The sequence below is a fragment of the Streptomyces sp. WM6386 genome, assembly GCF_000972385.1.
GTDB lineage: Bacteria > Actinomycetota > Actinomycetes > Streptomycetales > Streptomycetaceae > Streptomyces.
Map to the genome: position 1 here is coordinate 1 of NZ_JXTE01000042.1, position 16,172 is coordinate 16,172.

General features: G+C 70.0%; 13 protein-coding genes. 10 read left to right on the forward strand and 3 right to left on the reverse strand.

Features of this window, described 5'->3' with window-relative positions:
• The first annotated feature begins 173 nt into the window (after nt 1-173).
• Complete coding sequence (locus TN53_RS24525) at nt 174-1,034, forward strand: biotin--[acetyl-CoA-carboxylase] ligase (RefSeq protein WP_046260790.1); 861 nt, start codon at nt 174-176, stop codon at nt 1,032-1,034.
• Between the two features lie 139 nt (nt 1,035-1,173).
• Nucleotides 1,174-2,289, forward strand: coding sequence for an adenylate/guanylate cyclase domain-containing protein (locus TN53_RS24530; RefSeq protein ID WP_046260791.1), 1,116 nt, complete (start codon nt 1,174-1,176; stop codon nt 2,287-2,289).
• 7 nt (nt 2,290-2,296) lie between these two features.
• Here the strand turns inward: TN53_RS24530 and TN53_RS24535 are convergent, their stop codons facing one another.
• Complete coding sequence (locus TN53_RS24535) at nt 2,297-2,929, reverse strand: hypothetical protein (protein WP_234441693.1); 633 nt, start codon at nt 2,927-2,929, stop codon at nt 2,297-2,299.
• 219 nt (nt 2,930-3,148) lie between these two features.
• On the opposite strand from TN53_RS24535, the gene TN53_RS24540 reads away from it, so the two are divergent.
• The 3 genes from TN53_RS24540 to hutH all read left to right on the forward strand — a co-directional run bounded on the left by TN53_RS24540 (nt 3,149) and on the right by hutH (nt 7,087).
• Nucleotides 3,149-3,943: an enoyl-CoA hydratase/isomerase family protein gene (locus tag TN53_RS24540; RefSeq protein ID WP_046260792.1), complete on the forward strand. Its 795-nt coding sequence runs from the start codon at nt 3,149-3,151 to the stop codon at nt 3,941-3,943.
• A gap of 377 nt (nt 3,944-4,320) precedes the next feature.
• Nucleotides 4,321-5,469, forward strand: coding sequence for a sensor domain-containing diguanylate cyclase (locus TN53_RS24545; RefSeq protein ID WP_046260793.1), 1,149 nt, complete (start codon nt 4,321-4,323; stop codon nt 5,467-5,469).
• 79 nt (nt 5,470-5,548) lie between these two features.
• Nucleotides 5,549-7,087, forward strand: coding sequence for a histidine ammonia-lyase (gene hutH, locus TN53_RS24550; protein WP_046260794.1), 1,539 nt, complete (start codon nt 5,549-5,551; stop codon nt 7,085-7,087).
• A 48-nt stretch (nt 7,088-7,135) separates the two neighbouring features.
• Here the strand turns inward: hutH and TN53_RS24555 are convergent, their stop codons facing one another.
• The gene (locus TN53_RS24555; protein WP_046260795.1) at nt 7,136-7,936 is read right to left on the reverse strand and encodes a hypothetical protein; all 801 of its coding nucleotides are present in this window, start codon (nt 7,934-7,936) and stop codon (nt 7,136-7,138) included.
• 42 nt (nt 7,937-7,978) lie between these two features.
• Nucleotides 7,979-8,272 carry an LPXTG cell wall anchor domain-containing protein gene (locus TN53_RS24560; RefSeq protein ID WP_234441694.1) on the reverse strand — a complete coding sequence of 98 codons (294 nt, stop codon included), beginning with the start codon at nt 8,270-8,272 and terminating at the stop codon, nt 7,979-7,981.
• 110 nt (nt 8,273-8,382) lie between these two features.
• On the opposite strand from TN53_RS24560, the gene TN53_RS24565 reads away from it, so the two are divergent.
• From TN53_RS24565 to TN53_RS24585, 5 genes are all read left to right on the forward strand, one after another.
• Nucleotides 8,383-8,736: a hypothetical protein gene (locus TN53_RS24565; RefSeq protein WP_046260797.1), complete on the forward strand. Its 354-nt coding sequence runs from the start codon at nt 8,383-8,385 to the stop codon at nt 8,734-8,736.
• 207 nt (nt 8,737-8,943) lie between these two features.
• Nucleotides 8,944-10,206: a L,D-transpeptidase gene (locus TN53_RS24570; protein ID WP_046260798.1), complete on the forward strand. Its 1,263-nt coding sequence runs from the start codon at nt 8,944-8,946 to the stop codon at nt 10,204-10,206.
• 136 nt (nt 10,207-10,342) lie between these two features.
• On the forward strand, nt 10,343-11,809 hold the full coding sequence (locus tag TN53_RS24575; RefSeq protein ID WP_046260799.1) for an ABC transporter permease: 1,467 nt from the start codon (nt 10,343-10,345) through the stop codon (nt 11,807-11,809).
• Nucleotides 11,810-11,960: 151 nt separating this feature from the next.
• Nucleotides 11,961-12,644, forward strand: a complete 684-nt coding sequence (locus tag TN53_RS24580) for an ABC transporter ATP-binding protein (protein WP_046260800.1) — start codon at nt 11,961-11,963, stop codon at nt 12,642-12,644.
• A 238-nt stretch (nt 12,645-12,882) separates the two neighbouring features.
• The gene (locus TN53_RS24585) at nt 12,883-16,131 is read left to right on the forward strand and encodes a S8 family peptidase (protein ID WP_234441698.1); all 3,249 of its coding nucleotides are present in this window, start codon (nt 12,883-12,885) and stop codon (nt 16,129-16,131) included.
• Nucleotides 16,132-16,172 lie beyond the last annotated feature (41 nt).

Genomic DNA, 16,172 nt, shown 5'->3' on the forward strand with positions numbered 1-16,172 from the left:
GGGGGCAGGGGGCAGGGGGTGACAGCATGACGGCGTGATGCTCGTCCGGGCTGGTCTCGACCCGGCTGGTGCCGCGGGCGTAAGACCAACCGGGGCGCCGCCCCGGGCGGCTGCCTGAGCCAGGGATCCCCTCCTGTTCCAGCAGGGGAGGATTCAAACCTAGGGTGGCTTGCATGACGCCGAGAGATGCTTCAGACGACAGCCGTTGGTCCGACCTCGATCGTCCGCCGCTCAACGGGGCCGCGCTGCGGCGAGGGCTGGTGCGGGACGGGGGGCTGTACTGCGATGTGGACGTCGTGCAGCGCACCGGGTCCACCAACAACGACCTGGTGGGCCTCGCCGTGAAGGGGGAGGCCGAGGAGGGCGCGGTTCTCGTCGCCGAGGAGCAGACGGCGGGGCGGGGGCGGCTGGACCGGCAGTGGACGGCACCGGCGCGCTCCGGGCTCTTCTTCTCCGTTCTGCTGAAGCCGGCCGAGGTGCCGGTGGCGCGCTGGGGCTGGCTGCCGTTGCTGACGGGCGTGGCTGTCGCGACCGGGCTGTCGCGGGCCGCGGGCATCGACACGGCACTCAAGTGGCCCAACGACCTGCTGGTTTCCATCGGCGGCGAGGAACGCAAGGTCGGCGGGATCCTCGCGGAGCGGGCCGGGGAGGACGGGGTCGTCGTCGGTGTCGGCATCAATGTCACGTTGCGTGAGGAGGAGCTTCCGGTGCCGCAGGCGGGTTCGCTGCTGCTGGCCGGGGCGATCACCACGGACCGTGACCCGCTGCTGCGGGCCGTGCTGCGGTCGCTTGAGGAGTGGTACGGCCGCTGGCGCGAGGCAGGGGGAGACCCGGCGGCGAGTGGTTTGCAGGAGACGTACGCGGCGGACTGCGCGACGCTGGGGCGAGTGGTGCGGGCCGAGCTCCCGGGTGATCGTTCGATCACTGGCGAGGCGGTGGCGGTGGACGGCGACGGCCGTCTGGTGATCGCGACGGAGGAGGGGGTACAGGAACCGGTGGGGGCGGGAGACATCGTCCACTTGCGACCTGCGTGACCAGCCCCCACCGGCCCGCACGCGACCGGCGACACAAGCCACCCCTTCTCTCGGCTCCACGGGAGTGAGCTACGGCACACCTGACGTAAAGTAAAGGCCGGTCGATACCTGACCGCGGCAGATCGGAAGGGCAGCAGGCGTGACCGTCGACGACACGGGTTCCGGCGCGGACACGAACGACGCCACCCCCGGAGGGGACCCGCACCCGCTCGCCGTGCGTCTGGAGGCGCTGATCCTCGGCGCCGAGCGGCGCTACACGCCCTTCCAGGCGGCCCGTACCGCCGGTGTCTCGATGGAGCTGGCCACCCGTTTCTGGCGGGCGATGGGCTTCGCGGACGTCGGTCAGGCCAAGGCGTTCACGGAAGCGGATGTCCTCGCGCTGCGGCGCCTCGCCGGTCTGGTCGAGGCGGGGCTGCTGAGCGAGGCGATGGCCGTGCAGGTGGCCAGGTCCACCGGGCAGACCACCGCCCGGCTCGCGGAGTGGCAGATCGACTCCTTCCTGGAGGGCCTGACCGAGCCGCCCGAGCCGGGGATGACCCGTACCGAGGTGACGTATCCGATCATCGAGCTGCTCCTGCCCGAGCTGGAGGAGTTCCTCGTCTATGTCTGGCGGCGCCAGCTCGCCGCCTCGGCGGGCCGGGTCGTGCAGGCCGCCGACGACGAGGAGATGGTGGACCGGCGGCTCGCGGTCGGGTTCGCCGACCTCGTCGGGTTCACGCGGCTGACCCGTCGTATGGAGGAGGAGGAACTCGGCGAGCTCGTCGAGGCCTTCGAGACCACCGCCGCCGACCTGGTCGCCGCGCACGGCGGCCGGCTCATCAAGACCCTCGGCGACGAGGTGCTGTACGCCGCCGACGACGCGGGCGTCGCCGCCGAGATCGCGCTGCGGCTCATCGAGACGATGGCGAACGACGAGACCATGCCGGAGCTGCGCGTCGGCATCGCCTTCGGCACGGTGACCACTCGTATGGGCGATGTCTTCGGGACGACGGTGAACCTCGCCTCCCGGCTGACCTCGATAGCTCCCCGGGACGCCGTGCTGGTCGACGCCGCGTTCGCCGAGGAGCTGATCCGCACCACCGAGGCCCCCGCCTCCGAGGCGGAGGCCGCCGAGGCCGCGGCCACCGCCGAGAAGGAGGGCGAGGAGCCGCCGACGTACCGCTTCGCGCTCCAGCCGATGTGGCAGCGGCCGGTACGTGGGCTGGGTGTGGTGGAGCCGTGGCTGCTGACGCGGCGCGGCGGCGGGCCGGTGTAACCGCTGCTCAGCGGCCCAGCGGGCCCACGCACAGCCCGATGACGGGCACGCACACTCCTCCGGGCTGCTGCGGTTCCGGCGACGGCGTGCTCTGACTCGGGGTCGGAGCGGGCGCCGGCTGCGGGGCCGAGCTGCTCGGGGCCGCTGCCGGGGGTGTGGTCGCGGGTGCCGGCGTGTTCGGGGCGTCGGGGATGGTCGTGGCGACGGCCGCGGGGACCGCGGAGCCCGCCGGTGCGGCGGTCGTCGCGGACGGGAGCGGTACGACGGTGCCGGCCGCCGTCGGTGTCGCGCCGGGCCCGCCCATCGTGGCGGTCGCCGACGGGCTCACCTTCGGTACCGGACCTACGGTCGCGGCGGCGTTGGTCGCCCGGTCCGTGCCGGTGCCCGGGTCCTCGAAGCGGGGTTCGGCCTCCGTGGTGCCGGTGCCCAGGCCGCCGCCGAGGCCCGGCTCGGACGCCAGTCGTACGAGGCCCAGCGCTCCGGCGGCCAGGGCGAGCCCGCCGGCGGCGAGGAGGATCTTGCGGGGGCGGGGACGGCGGTGCCGGCCACGGGGGGCCGCGAAGAGGCTGGGCGGTGCGATCTGCGGAGCCTGCGCGAAGGCCGCGTCCAGCCGTGGTGCGGTGTCCGTCATCGTCGTCATCGCGATCCCTCCCCATGCGCTCGCGCCCCCGGTGCGCCGCGCCGGAGCGCACGCTATGCGCTCCTGTGGGCGGTGGGATCCGAGTTGGGCGGGATGTCACTCGAACGGGGAGTCGGGCGGGGATGCGGGAACCGCCCGTACCGGCTGCCCTTTCGCGCTGGGGGCCGGGCTGCGATGATCGGGACGGATGTTGTTAACCCGCGTTAACCGGAGGGTGTCATGAGCGAGGAACGGTTCGGGGAGTTCGTGCTGGTGCGGCGGCACGGGCACGTCGCGGAGCTCACCCTCGACCGGCCGAAGGCCATGAACGCCGTGTCGACGGAGATGGCCCGGTCGCTGGCGGCGGCCTGCGTGGCGCTGGGGGACGACAAGGGCGTACGGGTGGTCGTGCTGACGTCGACGCACGAGCGGGCGTTCTGTGTCGGGGCGGACCTGAAGGAACGGAACTCCTTCAGTGACGCCGACCTGGTGCGCCAGCGGCCGCTGGCTCGCGGTGCGTACACCGGGGTGCTGGACCTTCCGGTGCCGACGATCGCGGCGGTGCACGGGTTCGCCCTGGGCGGCGGCTTCGAGCTGGCCCTGTCGTGCGACGTGATCGTGGCGGACCGTACGGCGGTGGTGGGGTTGCCGGAGGTCTCGGTCGGGGTGATTCCGGGCGGTGGGGGCACGCAGTTGCTGCCGCGTCGGGTGGGGGCTGCCCGGGCCGCGGAACTGATCTTCACTGCGCGGCGGGTGGAGGCCGGGGAGGCCCGCGAGCTGGGGCTCGTGGATCTGCTGGTGGAGGAGGGGCGGGACCGGGAGGAGGCGCTGGGGTTGGGGGCGCGGATCGCCGCGAATTCCCCGGTGGGGTTGAGAGCCGCGAAGAAGGCGTTGCGGCTCGGGCACGGGCTGGACCTGAGGGCGGGCCTCGAGGTCGAGGACGCGGCGTGGAGGTCGGTGGCGTTCTCGGGGGACCGGGCGGAGGGAGTGCGGGCGTTCAACGAGAAGAGGCCGCCGCAGTGGCCGGGGGAGTGAGTTGAGCGGGGTGGAGACTCTGAGCGGGGTGGGTCTCGCTCGCCCGCGTCGGCGGGGTGCCGCCCTTCTTTGCGTCGGGAGCCGCCCGAGGCGGCACGACTGCCCGCAGCTACGGCGACGTACGGCTGACGTCAGCTGCACGCACCTGAGGGGCGCGGGGCAGTGTCGATTTGCGGCTCCGCCGCGCGGGCGCGACCAGCCCCCACCGGCCCGCGCTCCGCCGAACCGCTCAGCCGCCCCCGAACCTCTCGGCGCACCAGCCCCACGCACCCGCACTCCGCCGAACCGCTCAGCCACCCCCCACGCTTCCGGCGCCCCCAACACCTGTTCGGCGCATCAATGTCCCTGTTCGCCCCAAACCTCCCTAGCCTGGAGTGATGGGTGAGGACAAGCGGCTCGCGGCCGTCGTCGCGTTGGCTCAGGGCATGGCGGCAGCCCATGGTTCACGCGAGGCGTGGCGCGCCGCGGCGACCGGTGCCTGCCGTGCCCTCGGTGGGAGCTTCGCCGCGCTGTCCGTGTGGGAGCGGGAGCTCGGGCGACTCAGGGTCCTCGTCAACGTCGGGGAGCGGGCGCCCGACGAGGAGGAGTTCCCCGACGGCGAGGCGTACCCCGTCCACCAGTTCCCCGAGATCACCGAGTTCCTGCACGAGCGGTGGGCCGGGGGCGGCGAGCCCAACGCCTGGGTGGAGACGGCCGAGGGACCCGCCGCCGGGCGCCGGCCCGGATACGTCCACCAGCGAGTCGCCGCCCTCCGCAGAAGGGGCCGCGGCTGCTGCGTCGTCGCGCCCATCGTGCTCAACGGCCGCGCCTGGGGCGAGCTCTACGTCGCCCGTCCCGCCGGGCAGCCCGTCTTCGATCGCGCCGACGCCGACTTCGCCACCGTCCTCGCCTCCGTCGTCGCCGCCGGGATCGCCCAGACCGAGCGGCTGGAGGAGGCGAGGCGGCTGGCGTTCACCGACGCGCTCACCGGGCTCGCGAACCGTCGTGCCGTCGACGTACGCCTTGACGAAGCGGTGGAGCGGCACAAGCGGGAGGGTGTCGTCGTCAGTCTCGTCGTCTGCGATCTGAACGGGCTCAAGCGGGTCAACGACACCCAGGGGCACGCCGTCGGGGACCGGCTTCTGGAGCGGTTCGGGTCCGTCCTCTCCCTCTGTGGCGCCATGCTGCCGGGGGCGCTCGCCGCGCGGCTCGGCGGGGACGAGTTCTGTCTGCTCGTCGTCGGGCCCGGTGCCGACGAGGTGGTGAAGGCCGCCGACGAACTGTGCCGCCGGGCCGCCGAGCTGGAGCTGGGGGACGGTGTGGCCTGCGGTGTCGCGTCGACGGAGGATCCCATCGGGCCCGTCCGTTCGGCCCGCCGACTGTTCCGGCTCGCCGACGCCGCGCAGTACCAGGCGAAGGCCGAACACGCCGCCAAGCCGGTCGTCGCGGGGCGGGAGGGGCCCGACGATCCCGTCGTACGACTGGCCGACGAGCCCTCCGGGGAGGGGCGGGCGGAGCGTCGGCGGTTCCGGGGGCGGCGTCTGTGACGTACGCGCGGGTAAGGGGCAAACCCCGACCCCACTCGTGACATCCTCGTCTTCAGTGCGTACGCTCCTGAATATGGATATGCACACTGTGGTGGTGGGGACGTCCGGGGTGACCGCGTCCGACGTTCTCGCCGTGGCGCGCGACGGCGCCCGGGTCGAGCTCTCCGCCGAGGCGGTCACGGCGCTCGCCGCCGCCCGCGAGATCGTGGAGGCGCTGGCCGCCAAGCCCGACCCCGTCTACGGCGTGAGCACCGGCTTCGGCGCACTGGCGACCCGGCACATCAGCACCGAGCTCCGTGCCCAGCTCCAGCGCAACATCGTGCGCTCGCACGCCGCCGGCATGGGCCCGCGGGTGGAGCGCGAGGTCGTACGGGCGCTGATGTTCCTGCGGCTGAAGACCGTCTGCTCGGGGCACACCGGTGTCCGTCCCGAGGTCGCGCAGACCATGGCCGACGTCCTGAACGCCGGGATCACCCCGGTCGTCCACGAGTACGGCTCCCTCGGCTGCTCCGGAGACCTCGCGCCCCTGTCCCACTGCGCCCTCACGCTCATGGGCGAGGGGGACGCCGAGGGACCGGACGGGGTTCTGCGGCCCGCCGGTGAGCTGCTCGCCACGCACGGCATCGCCCCCGTCGAGCTGCGCGAGAAGGAGGGCCTCGCCCTTCTCAACGGCACCGACGGCATGCTCGGCATGCTGGTCATGGCCCTCGCCGACCTCGACATGCTCTACAAGTCGGCCGACATCACGGCCGCCCTGTCGATGGAGGGCCTGCTCGGCACCGACAAGGTCCTCGCCCCCGAACTGCACGCCATCCGCCCCCACCCGGGGCAGGGCGCCAGCGCCGCCAACATGCTGGCCGTGCTGAAGGGTTCGCAGCTCACCGGGCACCACCAGGACGACGCGCCGCGCGTCCAGGACGCCTACTCGGTGCGCTGCGCCCCGCAGGTCGCGGGCGCCGGCCGGGACACCATGGCGCATGCGCGGCTGGTCGCCGAGCGCGAGCTGGCGTCCGCCGTCGACAACCCCGTCGTGCTGCCCGACGGGCGCGTCGAGTCCAACGGCAACTTCCATGGCGCACCCGTCGCCTATGTCCTGGACTTCCTGGCCATCGCCGCCGCCGACCTCGCGTCCATCGCGGAGCGGCGTACCGACCGGCTGCTCGACAAGAACCGCAGCCACGGTCTGCCGCCGTTCCTCGCGGACGACGCGGGCGTCGACTCGGGGCTGATGATCGCCCAGTACACGCAGGCCGCGCTGGTGAGCGAGATGAAGCGGCTGGCCGTGCCGGCGTCGGCGGACTCGATCCCGTCCTCCGCGATGCAGGAGGACCACGTCTCCATGGGCTGGTCGGCGGCGCGCAAGCTGCGGACGGCCGTCGACAACCTCACCCGGGTCGTCGCCGTCGAGCTGTACGCCGCCACGCGCGCCGTCGAGCTGCGCGAGGGGTTGTCCCCGGCGCCGGCGTCGCAGGCGGTCATCGAGGCCGTACGGAAGGCGGGCGTCCAGGGTCCGGGCCCGGACCGGTTCCTCGCGCCCGACCTGGCCGCGGCGGACGCGTTCGTGCGGAGCGGGCAGCTGGTGGCGGCGGCCGAGACGGTCACCGGTCCGCTTCAGTAGGCAGTACGAAGGGGGCCCTGTCACACGACAGGGCCCCCTTCGGCGTGCTTACTTGATCTTCTTCGCCTGTGCGGTGACGACGGTGGCGTCGACCGTGTAGGGCTTCTGGGTCATCAGCGCGCCGAGGTTGATCGTGTAGTACGTGGCGATGGTGTTGCCGTGCCGGACGACCTCGGCGTGGACGGTGCCCGTGTCGGCCGAGTCCTCCATCTCGCCCTCGGAGGCGAAGGCGATCGACTCGTCGCCGCCGCCCGAGCCCTTCTCCGCGGTGATCTTGGTGAGCTTCTGCTTCTCACCTTCCGAGGTGACCGTGAAGCCGCCGGAGCAGCTCTTGACGGCGTCCGAGACGGACTTGAAGGTCTCGGCCGCGCCGTCGCCTTCGTAGGACGAGAGGCCGACGATCGTCACGTTGACGCTCATCGCGTCCGTGAGGGTGTCCTCCAACTCGCCCTCCGCCAGGTCCTCCACGGACTTGGAGGCGGTGTCGGTGGGGTTCTTCTCCTGAGTGGCCTGGACGCTGGCCTCCGCGGCCGCGTCGCCGGGCGCCTGGGCCGACATGGCGAAGGCGAGCGGCCGGCACTTCTCGTCGGAGGTCGTGACCTCGTCCTTGGTCTCCGGAGCCCCGAGGGTCTTGGCGACCTTGTAGCCGTCCACATCCCCCTGGGCGAGGATCAGCTTCTTCAGTTCGGCCGCGGTGTACGTCTTCCCGGCCGGGGCCGACGAGGAGGAACCCGACCCCGTCTCCTTGGCGTCGTCCGAACCCTCGTCCGAACAGCCCGTGATGAGGGCGAGTGACAGCGCGCTCACGGCGAGCGTGGCGCCTATGCGCGCCCCCGATGATCTCTTCATGAGCGGACTATGAGGTTTTGGTCAAACGCGCGTCAAGTCGATTCAAAATCCGAGACGTTCCCGGCGCACCGAATAGACGACGAAACCGGCACCGAGCCCGAGGAAGGCCGTGCCGCCGACGACGTACGGCGTGGTGTCGAAGCTGCCGGTGTCGGCGAGCCGGGCGCCGTCCTGCGTGTCCTGGGCCGACTCGGCGGTCGTGGCCCTGGCCTGCTGCGTGACCTGAGTTCTCGCCGGTTCGTCCTGGGACGCGTTGGCGGAAGGGACGAACCACAGGGCGCCCAGGAGGGTGCCCGCGGCGGTGGCGGTCAGCAACGAACGGCGAGCGGGTGACACGGAATATCGATCCCCTTGTGGCGCTGGCGAATTGGCCGTGTGGGGCGATGTTAATGAAAGGGGCGGGTCACGGGAAAGTCACGGGGGCGAAGGGCCGTACTCTCCGGGACATGAGCACTTCAGAGACATCACGTTTTGTCCGCCTTCGCGTGGAACTCGTCGTCGAGGTCGGCGACGAGGAGGCCGTGACGAGGGCCGCGTTGGAGCGGATCGCCGGCGATTCCGAGCTGCCGGCCGACGAGCAGGCCCACGCCGAGAGCGCTGTGACGGAAGACACCGCGGAGGCCCTCGCGTATCTCGTCGATCCGTTCGACCTGGTCAGCGAGGTACCCGGGGTCGAACTCGTCCAGGCCTCCTGGTCGAGCGAGCAGATCGACTACGACCCGGATTCGCCGGAGTGGGACCTCGACGACGATGATGTGACCGAGGACGACGAAGAAGAAGCGGCAGCGGTGGCCGGCTGAGCAGTCTTGGGAAAATCGTGACCCCGGACGGCAACCGCCGCCCGGGGTTTACTCGTCTCAGGGGGCGCACGGACCGAGATCGCACCACCCGTCACGGCGGACGTGGTGTGCCCCACACCTTCGAAGAATGTGGAACGGGACGAACCGGTCGTAGCGTTGAAGAGATTCATTAACGGGGACTCTCGGGGTTTTGGGGATTCGGCAACGATGGAGAAGCGTGTGATGACGGTCAGTAAGCGGCGCAGGGGGCTGACGGTCGCGTCCGCACTGCTCGGTGGTGTGCTCGTACTGTCGGCCTGTTCCAGCGGCGACAACGATGCCTCTGGCAGCAGCAACGACACCTCGCAGGCCAAGGCCGACGAGGCGGCCGCCAAGAAGACGTCCGAGGCCGACATCAAGATCACGCCCAAGGACGGCTCGGACAACGCCTCCATCAACAACTCGGCCGCCGTCACCGTGAGCAAGGGCACGCTCACGGACGTCTCCATGACGACCGCCGACGGCGCCGAGGTCGCGGGCGCGCTGTCCGCCGACAAGACCAGCTGGAAGCCGAGCGCCCAGCTGGAGCGCTCCACCACCTACAAGCTGGCCGCCGAGGCCAAGGACTCCGACGGCCGCGTGGCCCACGAGAACGCGTCGTTCACCACGGTCTCCCCGACCAACAGCTTCATAGGCAACTTCACGCCGGAGGACGGTTCCACCGTCGGCGTGGGCATGCCGGTGTCGATCAACTTCGACAAGGCGATCACCAACAAGTCGGCTGTACAGAAGGGCATCACCGTCTCCTCGTCCAGCGGCCAGGAGGTCGTCGGACACTGGTTCAACGCCAACCGCATCGACTTCCGCCCCGACGACTACTGGACCGAGAACTCCACCGTCACGCTGAAGCTCGCGCTCGACGGCGTCGAGGGCGCGGACGGTGTCTACGGCGTCCAGCAGAAGGCGGTCACCTTCAAGATCGGCCGCAACCAGGTCACGTACGTCGACGCGAAGACCAAGCAGATGAAGGTCACGCAGGACGGCAAGACGGTCAAGACGATCCCGATCTCGGCCGGCTCCCCGGAGAACAAGACGTACGAGGGCATCATGGTGATGTCCGAGAAGTTCAAGGAGACGCGCATGAACGGCGCGACCGTGGGCTTCACCGACGACGACGGCAAGGGCGAGTACGACATCAAGGACGTGCCGCACGCCATCCGCCTCACCAACTCCGGCACCTTCGTGCACGGCAACTACTGGGGCGCGAAGTCCATCTTCGGCAGCGTGAACACCAGCCACGGCTGCGTCGGCCTCTCGGACACCAAGGGCGCCAACGACAAGGGCACCGCGGGCTACTGGTTCTACAACAACTCGATCGTCGGCGACGTCGTGATCGTCCAGAACACCGGCGACAAGACGGTCTCCCCGGACAACGGCCTCAACGGCTGGAACCTGAGCTGGGCCGACTGGAAGGCCGGCTCCGCCGCCTGATCCAGGGTCAGCTCACAGCTTTCCGATGCCGCCCCCAGGGGCGGCATCGGTGTTTCCGGGCCGCACCACAGCCTTCTCATGCATCTCTTATATAGGCCTTATCCAGTCATCACGCGCCGTACCTAGCTTGCGGCGCATGTTCTTCACCTACCTGAGGCGCGAACTGCGCCGCCGCAGAAAGGCGGCCCTCGTCGTCGCCTCCGGGCTCGCGCTCGGTATCGCGCTGGTCATCGTGGTCAACTCCGTGTCCTCCGGCATGGGCAAGGCCCAGGACAAGGTCCTCGAGTCGCTCTACGGTCTCGGCACGGACATGACGGTCACCAAGGCCGCCCCGGCACAGTCGGGCGACAACGCCCAGCAGCGCCCCCGCTTCGAGTTCGACGCGCAGGACAGCGACTCCGACGCGGACCAGAGCAGCGACATCGTCATGCCCCAGGGCTTCCAGACGCTGGCCGCCACCACCGTCACCAAGGTCGGCTCGCAGAACGGGGTCTCGGACGCGGTCGGCGGTCTGAGCCTCCAGGTCATCAAGGTCGACGGCCAGTTCACCCGCGGCCAGTTCCAGCAGAACGACAACGGCGGCCGCCAGCAGGGCGGCCCGAGTGGGAACGGCGGCGGCACCGGCCAGCCACAGGGCGAAGTACGGGGCGGCGGCGCCAACTTCGACGTCAACAACTACTCCGTCTACGGCACCGACGTCACCCAGTCCGGCGCCGGCCCGCTGACCTCCTCCAAGATCACCAGCGGCCGTACCTTCAAGTCGACGGAGACCGACGCAAAGGTCGCCGTCGTCGACTCGGCGTACGCCAAGGAGAAGGAGCTCAAGGTCGGCTCCACGGTCACCATCAAGAAGGTCAAGTTCAAGGTGATCGGCGTCGCGACCGCGGACAGCGGTGACGCGGCGGCCAACCTGTACATCCCGCTCAAGCAGGCGCAGACGATCAGCGACCAGAAGAACAAGGTCACCACGATCTACGTCAAGGCGACGGACTCCCAGCAGATCGACGCCGTCAAGTCGACCATCCAGAAGAACATCTCGGGTACGACCGTGACGACCTCCGCCGACCTCGCGGACACCGTCTCCGGCTCCCTCTCCACCGCCTCCGACCTCGCCACCAGCGTCGGCAAGTGGCTCTCCATCGCGGTCCTCATCGCCGCGTTCCTCGTCGCCGGTCTGCTGACCTCCTCGGCGGTCTCCCGCCGGGTCCGCGAGTTCGGCACGCTCAAGGCCCTGGGCTGGCGCTCGGGCCGGGTGACCCGGCAGGTCGTCGGCGAGGCGATGGTCAACGGGCTGCTCGGCGGTGCGCTGGGCATCGCGCTGGGCCTGGCGGGCGCGTACGTCGTGACGGCCATCAGCCCGACGCTGCAGGCGCAGTTGGGCGGCGGTACGGGCGGCGGTCCTGGTGGCGGTGGCTTCGGCGGCGGCCCCGGTAGGCAGACGGCTGCCAAGACGCTCGATGTGGCCCTCACGGCCCCGGTGAGCATGACGACAGTGGCGATCGCGGTGGGCCTCGCGGTGGCGGGCGGCCTGATCGCGGGCGCGTTCGGCGGCTGGCGAGCGTCCAGGCTGCGCCCGGCGGACGCGCTGAGGCGAGTCGAGTAGCGCGGGGTCCTTTGCGGCCGACGGGACTTGACCCACCGAGGGGCGCGGGGCTGCATCGATGTGCGGCTCCGCCGCGTGAGCGCGACCAGCCACGACGCACCTGCAGCCGACAACCGACACGCACCACCCCGAACCCACCCAGGAGCCACCCATGTACGAACTCAGAAGCGTCACCAAGCGCTACACCCGAGGCAAGGAAACGGTCGACGCCCTCGCCGGCGTCGACCTCACCATCGCCGACGGGGACCGCCTCGTCATCCAAGGTCCCACCGGTGGCGGCAAGTCCACCCTCCTCCAGATGCTCGGCGGCCTGGACAAGCCCACCGAAGGAGAAGTCGTCCTGGACGGCACCGACCTGGCGAGACTCTCCGAGGCCAAACTCACCAGGGTCCGCAGCGAGAACATCGGCTTCGTCTTCCAGTCCTTCAACCTCATCCCCACGCTCACCGCACAGGAGAACGTGGAAACCGCCCTCGTCCCCCTCGGCACCAAGGTGAAGGAGCGCCGCGAACGGGCCGCCGAGGCGCTGAAGTCCGTAGGCCTCGGGGAACGCCTCGGACACCTGCCCGGCGAGATGTCCGGAGGACAGCAGCAGCGCGTCGCGATCGCCCGCGCCCTCGTCAAGAACCCCAAGGTGCTGCTCGCCGACGAGCCCACCGGCAACCTCGACGAGTCGATGCGCGACGAGATCATGGACGTACTCGAACGCATGTGGAAGGAGCTCGGGCTCACTTTCATCATGGTCACGCACGACTCGGCGATCGCGAGGAAGGCCCCGCGGATCGCGACCATTCGCAAGGGGAGGATCACGGTCAAGGAGAACGCGGGCGCGTGAATATGAGCAACACGTAACAGTGCCCCCCTGTGGGGTTCCTGTCTATTGAGGTGTCTGATCACCCCCCGGCATACTGCGTAATCCGGGGGGTGCAAGCGCATGCGTACGGACCACCCCCGGCCGGGTGAACGGGGAAATTCGCCCGGACCTTCTGCAAGGGGGAAACTTGCGCAGACAAGTGAAAAGAGTTTGTGCTGCCACCGTGGCCACGGGAGCAGCGGTAGCCCTCGCGGCGGGCATGACCAGCCCCGCGGCGGCGCAGCCGGAGCAGCGGGCGGCAGCCTCACCGGCAGCCTCCTCCTCACTCAAGGCACACCATCGCATCACCCTGATCACGGGTGACCGGGTCGCCGTCGACGCCAAGGGCAACGTCGTCAGCGTCGAGCGGGCCAAGGGGCGGGAGCGCATACCGTTCCAGGTCCGCAAGGCCGACGGGCACACCCTGGTCATACCCGCCGACGCGGCCCAGCTGGTCGCCACCGGCAAGCTGGACCAGCGGCTGTTCGACATCACCGAGCTCAACAAGTCCGCGACCCGCAAGTCGCAGGCCAAGGGCCTGAAGGTGATCGTCGGCTACAAGGGCGCCGCGACCGCCGCGAAGGACGACGTCCGGGACGCGGGCACGCTCCGTGTGGCCCTGAAGTCGCTGAACGCCGACGCGGTGCAGACCACGACCGCCGACGCGCCCGAGCTGTGGGACGCGGTCACCAACGGCGACAAGACGGCCTCCGGCATCGCGCACGTCTGGCTCGACGGTGTCCGCAAGGCCAGCCTCGACAAGTCCGTGCCGCAGATCGGCGCCCCCAAGGCGTGGGCCGCCGGCTACAACGGCAAGGGCGTCAAGATCGCCGTCCTGGACACCGGCGTCGATGCCACTCACCCGGACCTCAAGGATCAGGTGATCGACGCCAAGAACTTCTCCACGGCCGCCGACGCCACCGACCACTTCGGCCACGGCACGCACGTCGCGTCCATCGCGGCGGGCACCGGCGCCAAGTCGGGCGGCAAGTACAAGGGCGTGGCGCCCGGCGCCAAGCTCCTCAACGGCAAGGTCCTCGACGACAACGGCTCGGGCGACGACTCCGGAATCCTCGCCGGCATGGAGTGGGCCGTCGCGCAGGGCGCCGACGTCGTCAACCTCAGCCTCGGCGGCATGGACACCCCGGAGATCGACCCGCTGGAGGCGGCGGTCAACAAGTTCTCCGCCGAGAAGGGCACGCTCTTCGCGATCGCGGCGGGCAACTCCGGTCCGGAGTCGGTCGGTTCGCCGGGCAGCGCGGACGCCGCGCTCACCGTCGGCGCCGTCGACGACAAGGACAAGCTGGCGGAGTTCTCCTCCACCGGCCCGCGGGTCGGCGACGGGGCCATCAAGCCGGACGTGACCGCGCCGGGCGTGGACATCACGGCCGCCTCGGCCAAGGGCAGCGTCATCGAGCAGGAAGTCGGCGAGAAGCCGGCCGGCTACCTGACCATCTCCGGTACGTCGATGGCGACCCCGCATGTCGCGGGCGCCGCGGCGATCCTGAAGCAGCAGCACCCGGAGTGGACCTACACCGAACTGAAGGGCGCGCTGACCGCCTCCACCAAGGGCGGCAAGTACACCCCGTTCGAGCAGGGTTCGGGCCGGATCCAGGTCGACAAGGCCATCAAGCAGACCGTGATCGCCGACCCGGTGTCGGTGAGCTTCGGTACGCAGCTGTGGCCGCACACCGATGACAAGCCGGTCACCAAGAAGCTGACCTACCGCAACCTCGGTGACAAGGACGTCACGCTGACGCTGTCGTCGAAGGCCACCAACCCCAAGGGCGCGGCGGCTCCGGCGGGCTTCTTCAAGCTCGCCAAGACGAAGGTGACGGTCCCGGCGGGAGGCACGGCCTCCGTCGACTTCACCGCCAACACCAAGCTGGGCGGCACGGTCGACGGCGCGTACTCCGCGTACGTGACCGCGACGGGCGGCGGCCAGACGGTCCGTACGGCCGCGGCCGTACAGCGTGAGCTGGAGTCGTACGACCTCACCGTCAAGCACATCGGCAAGGACGGTCAGCCGGCCAAGGACTACAACACCGTCCTGCTCGGCTACACCGGTCTGGCCGCGAACCGTGGCTACCAGGTGACGATCGACGAGTCCGGCACCACCAAGATGCGTCTGCCGAAGGGCACGTATCTGCTGGACGCGTGGATCGCCAAGGACTGGGTGAACCTGGAGGGCGGCCTGGACTGGGTGGTCCAGCCGAAGCTGAGCGTCACCAAGAACAGCTCGGTGACGATCGACGCCCGTACCACCAAGTCGGCCGACATCACGGTGCCGGACGCCGGGGCCAAGCAGCTCTTCGGCATGGTCAGCTACATGTACGAGCCGGCGGGCATCGGCATCGGTGTGGGACTGCCGTCCTTCGCCGACCTGCGGATGGCGCACCTCGGGGGGCAGGTCGCGACCGGTCTGAGCCAGACCTGGAGCGGTCAGTGGACCAAGGGTGACAAGGCCGAGTACGACGTGGCCACCACCGCCAAGGTCACGAAGATCCAGGGCGACAAGGTCCGCCACTTCAAGGCGTCCGAGCTCGCCACGGTGAAGAACAACCTCGGCGCGGCCGCGGCAGGCAAGACCGGTGGGCTCACCGCCTGGGGCTTCTTCCCCACGGACGTCGTCATCGGTTCCCCCGTGGAGCAGCCGCTGCCGGGCAGCCGCACGGTGTACTTCTCGACGTCCGACAAGATCCAGTGGACGCTGGACTTCGAGCAGTACAACGGCAAGGACGCGGACGGCTTCCCGATCACGGAGGCCTACTACACGCTGGGCGACCCGCAGACCTTCAAGGCGGGTCAGAAGTACACGAAGACCTTCAACACCGCGGTCTTCGGTCCGCACCTGAACAAGAACTACGGCGTGTTCCGTGAGGGCAACAACCTCTACGGCTACCTGCCGCTGTTCGCGGACGGCGCCACCCACGCGGGCTCGTCCGTCTTCTCCTCGGTGAAGACGGAGCTGTACCGCAACGGCACCAAGGTCGGTTCCAACACGGACCCGTTCTTCGGCGAGGAGGCCTTCAAGGTTCCCGCGGCCGACGCCGCGTACAAGCTGACGACGTCCGTGAAGCGGAGCGTCAAGGTGGCGGCGGCTTCGACGCGGATCGACGCGAGCTTCACGTTCCGCTCGAAGAAGTCCTCCGCGGACCTGGTCTCGCTGCCGGTCTCCACGGCTCGCTTCAACGCCAAGACGGGGCTCGACAGCCGCGTCAAGGCCGGCGAGACGGTGAAGATCCCGGTCGTCGTCGAGGGTGCGGCCAAGGGTTCCAACCTGAAGTCGCTGTCGGTGTACGTGTCCTACGACTACGGCAAGACCTGGAAGAAGGTCACGGTCACGGGCGGCAAGATCACCGTGAAGAACCCGGAGAAGGGGAAGGGCATCTCCTTCCACGCCAAGATCGCCGACAAGAAGGGCAACAAGTCGACGATCTCGATCTACAACGCGTACTACGGAAAGTAGTCCGCCGCGGTAGGCCATGAGCGAAAGCCCCACCGGAGGAG

Excerpts from the sequence above, each read along its gene's own strand:
- TN53_RS24570 (WP_046260798.1), top strand. The coding sequence starts at position 8,944 with ATGGAGAAGCGTGTGATGACGGTCAGTAAGCGGCGCAGGGGGCTGACG.
- TN53_RS24535 (WP_234441693.1), bottom strand. The coding sequence starts at position 2,929 with ATGACGACGATGACGGACACCGCACCACGGCTGGACGCGGCCTTCGCG.
- TN53_RS24555 (WP_046260795.1), bottom strand. The coding sequence starts at position 7,936 with ATGAAGAGATCATCGGGGGCGCGCATAGGCGCCACGCTCGCCGTGAGC.
- TN53_RS24525 (WP_046260790.1), top strand. The coding sequence starts at position 174 with ATGACGCCGAGAGATGCTTCAGACGACAGCCGTTGGTCCGACCTCGAT.
- TN53_RS24580 (WP_046260800.1), top strand. The coding sequence starts at position 11,961 with ATGTACGAACTCAGAAGCGTCACCAAGCGCTACACCCGAGGCAAGGAA.
- TN53_RS24565 (WP_046260797.1), top strand. The coding sequence starts at position 8,383 with ATGAGCACTTCAGAGACATCACGTTTTGTCCGCCTTCGCGTGGAACTC.
- TN53_RS24575 (WP_046260799.1), top strand. The coding sequence starts at position 10,343 with ATGTTCTTCACCTACCTGAGGCGCGAACTGCGCCGCCGCAGAAAGGCG.
- TN53_RS24540 (WP_046260792.1), top strand. The coding sequence starts at position 3,149 with ATGAGCGAGGAACGGTTCGGGGAGTTCGTGCTGGTGCGGCGGCACGGG.
- TN53_RS24545 (WP_046260793.1), top strand. The coding sequence starts at position 4,321 with ATGGGTGAGGACAAGCGGCTCGCGGCCGTCGTCGCGTTGGCTCAGGGC.
- TN53_RS24585 (WP_234441698.1), top strand. The coding sequence starts at position 12,883 with ATGACCAGCCCCGCGGCGGCGCAGCCGGAGCAGCGGGCGGCAGCCTCA.
- hutH (WP_046260794.1), top strand. The coding sequence starts at position 5,549 with ATGCACACTGTGGTGGTGGGGACGTCCGGGGTGACCGCGTCCGACGTT.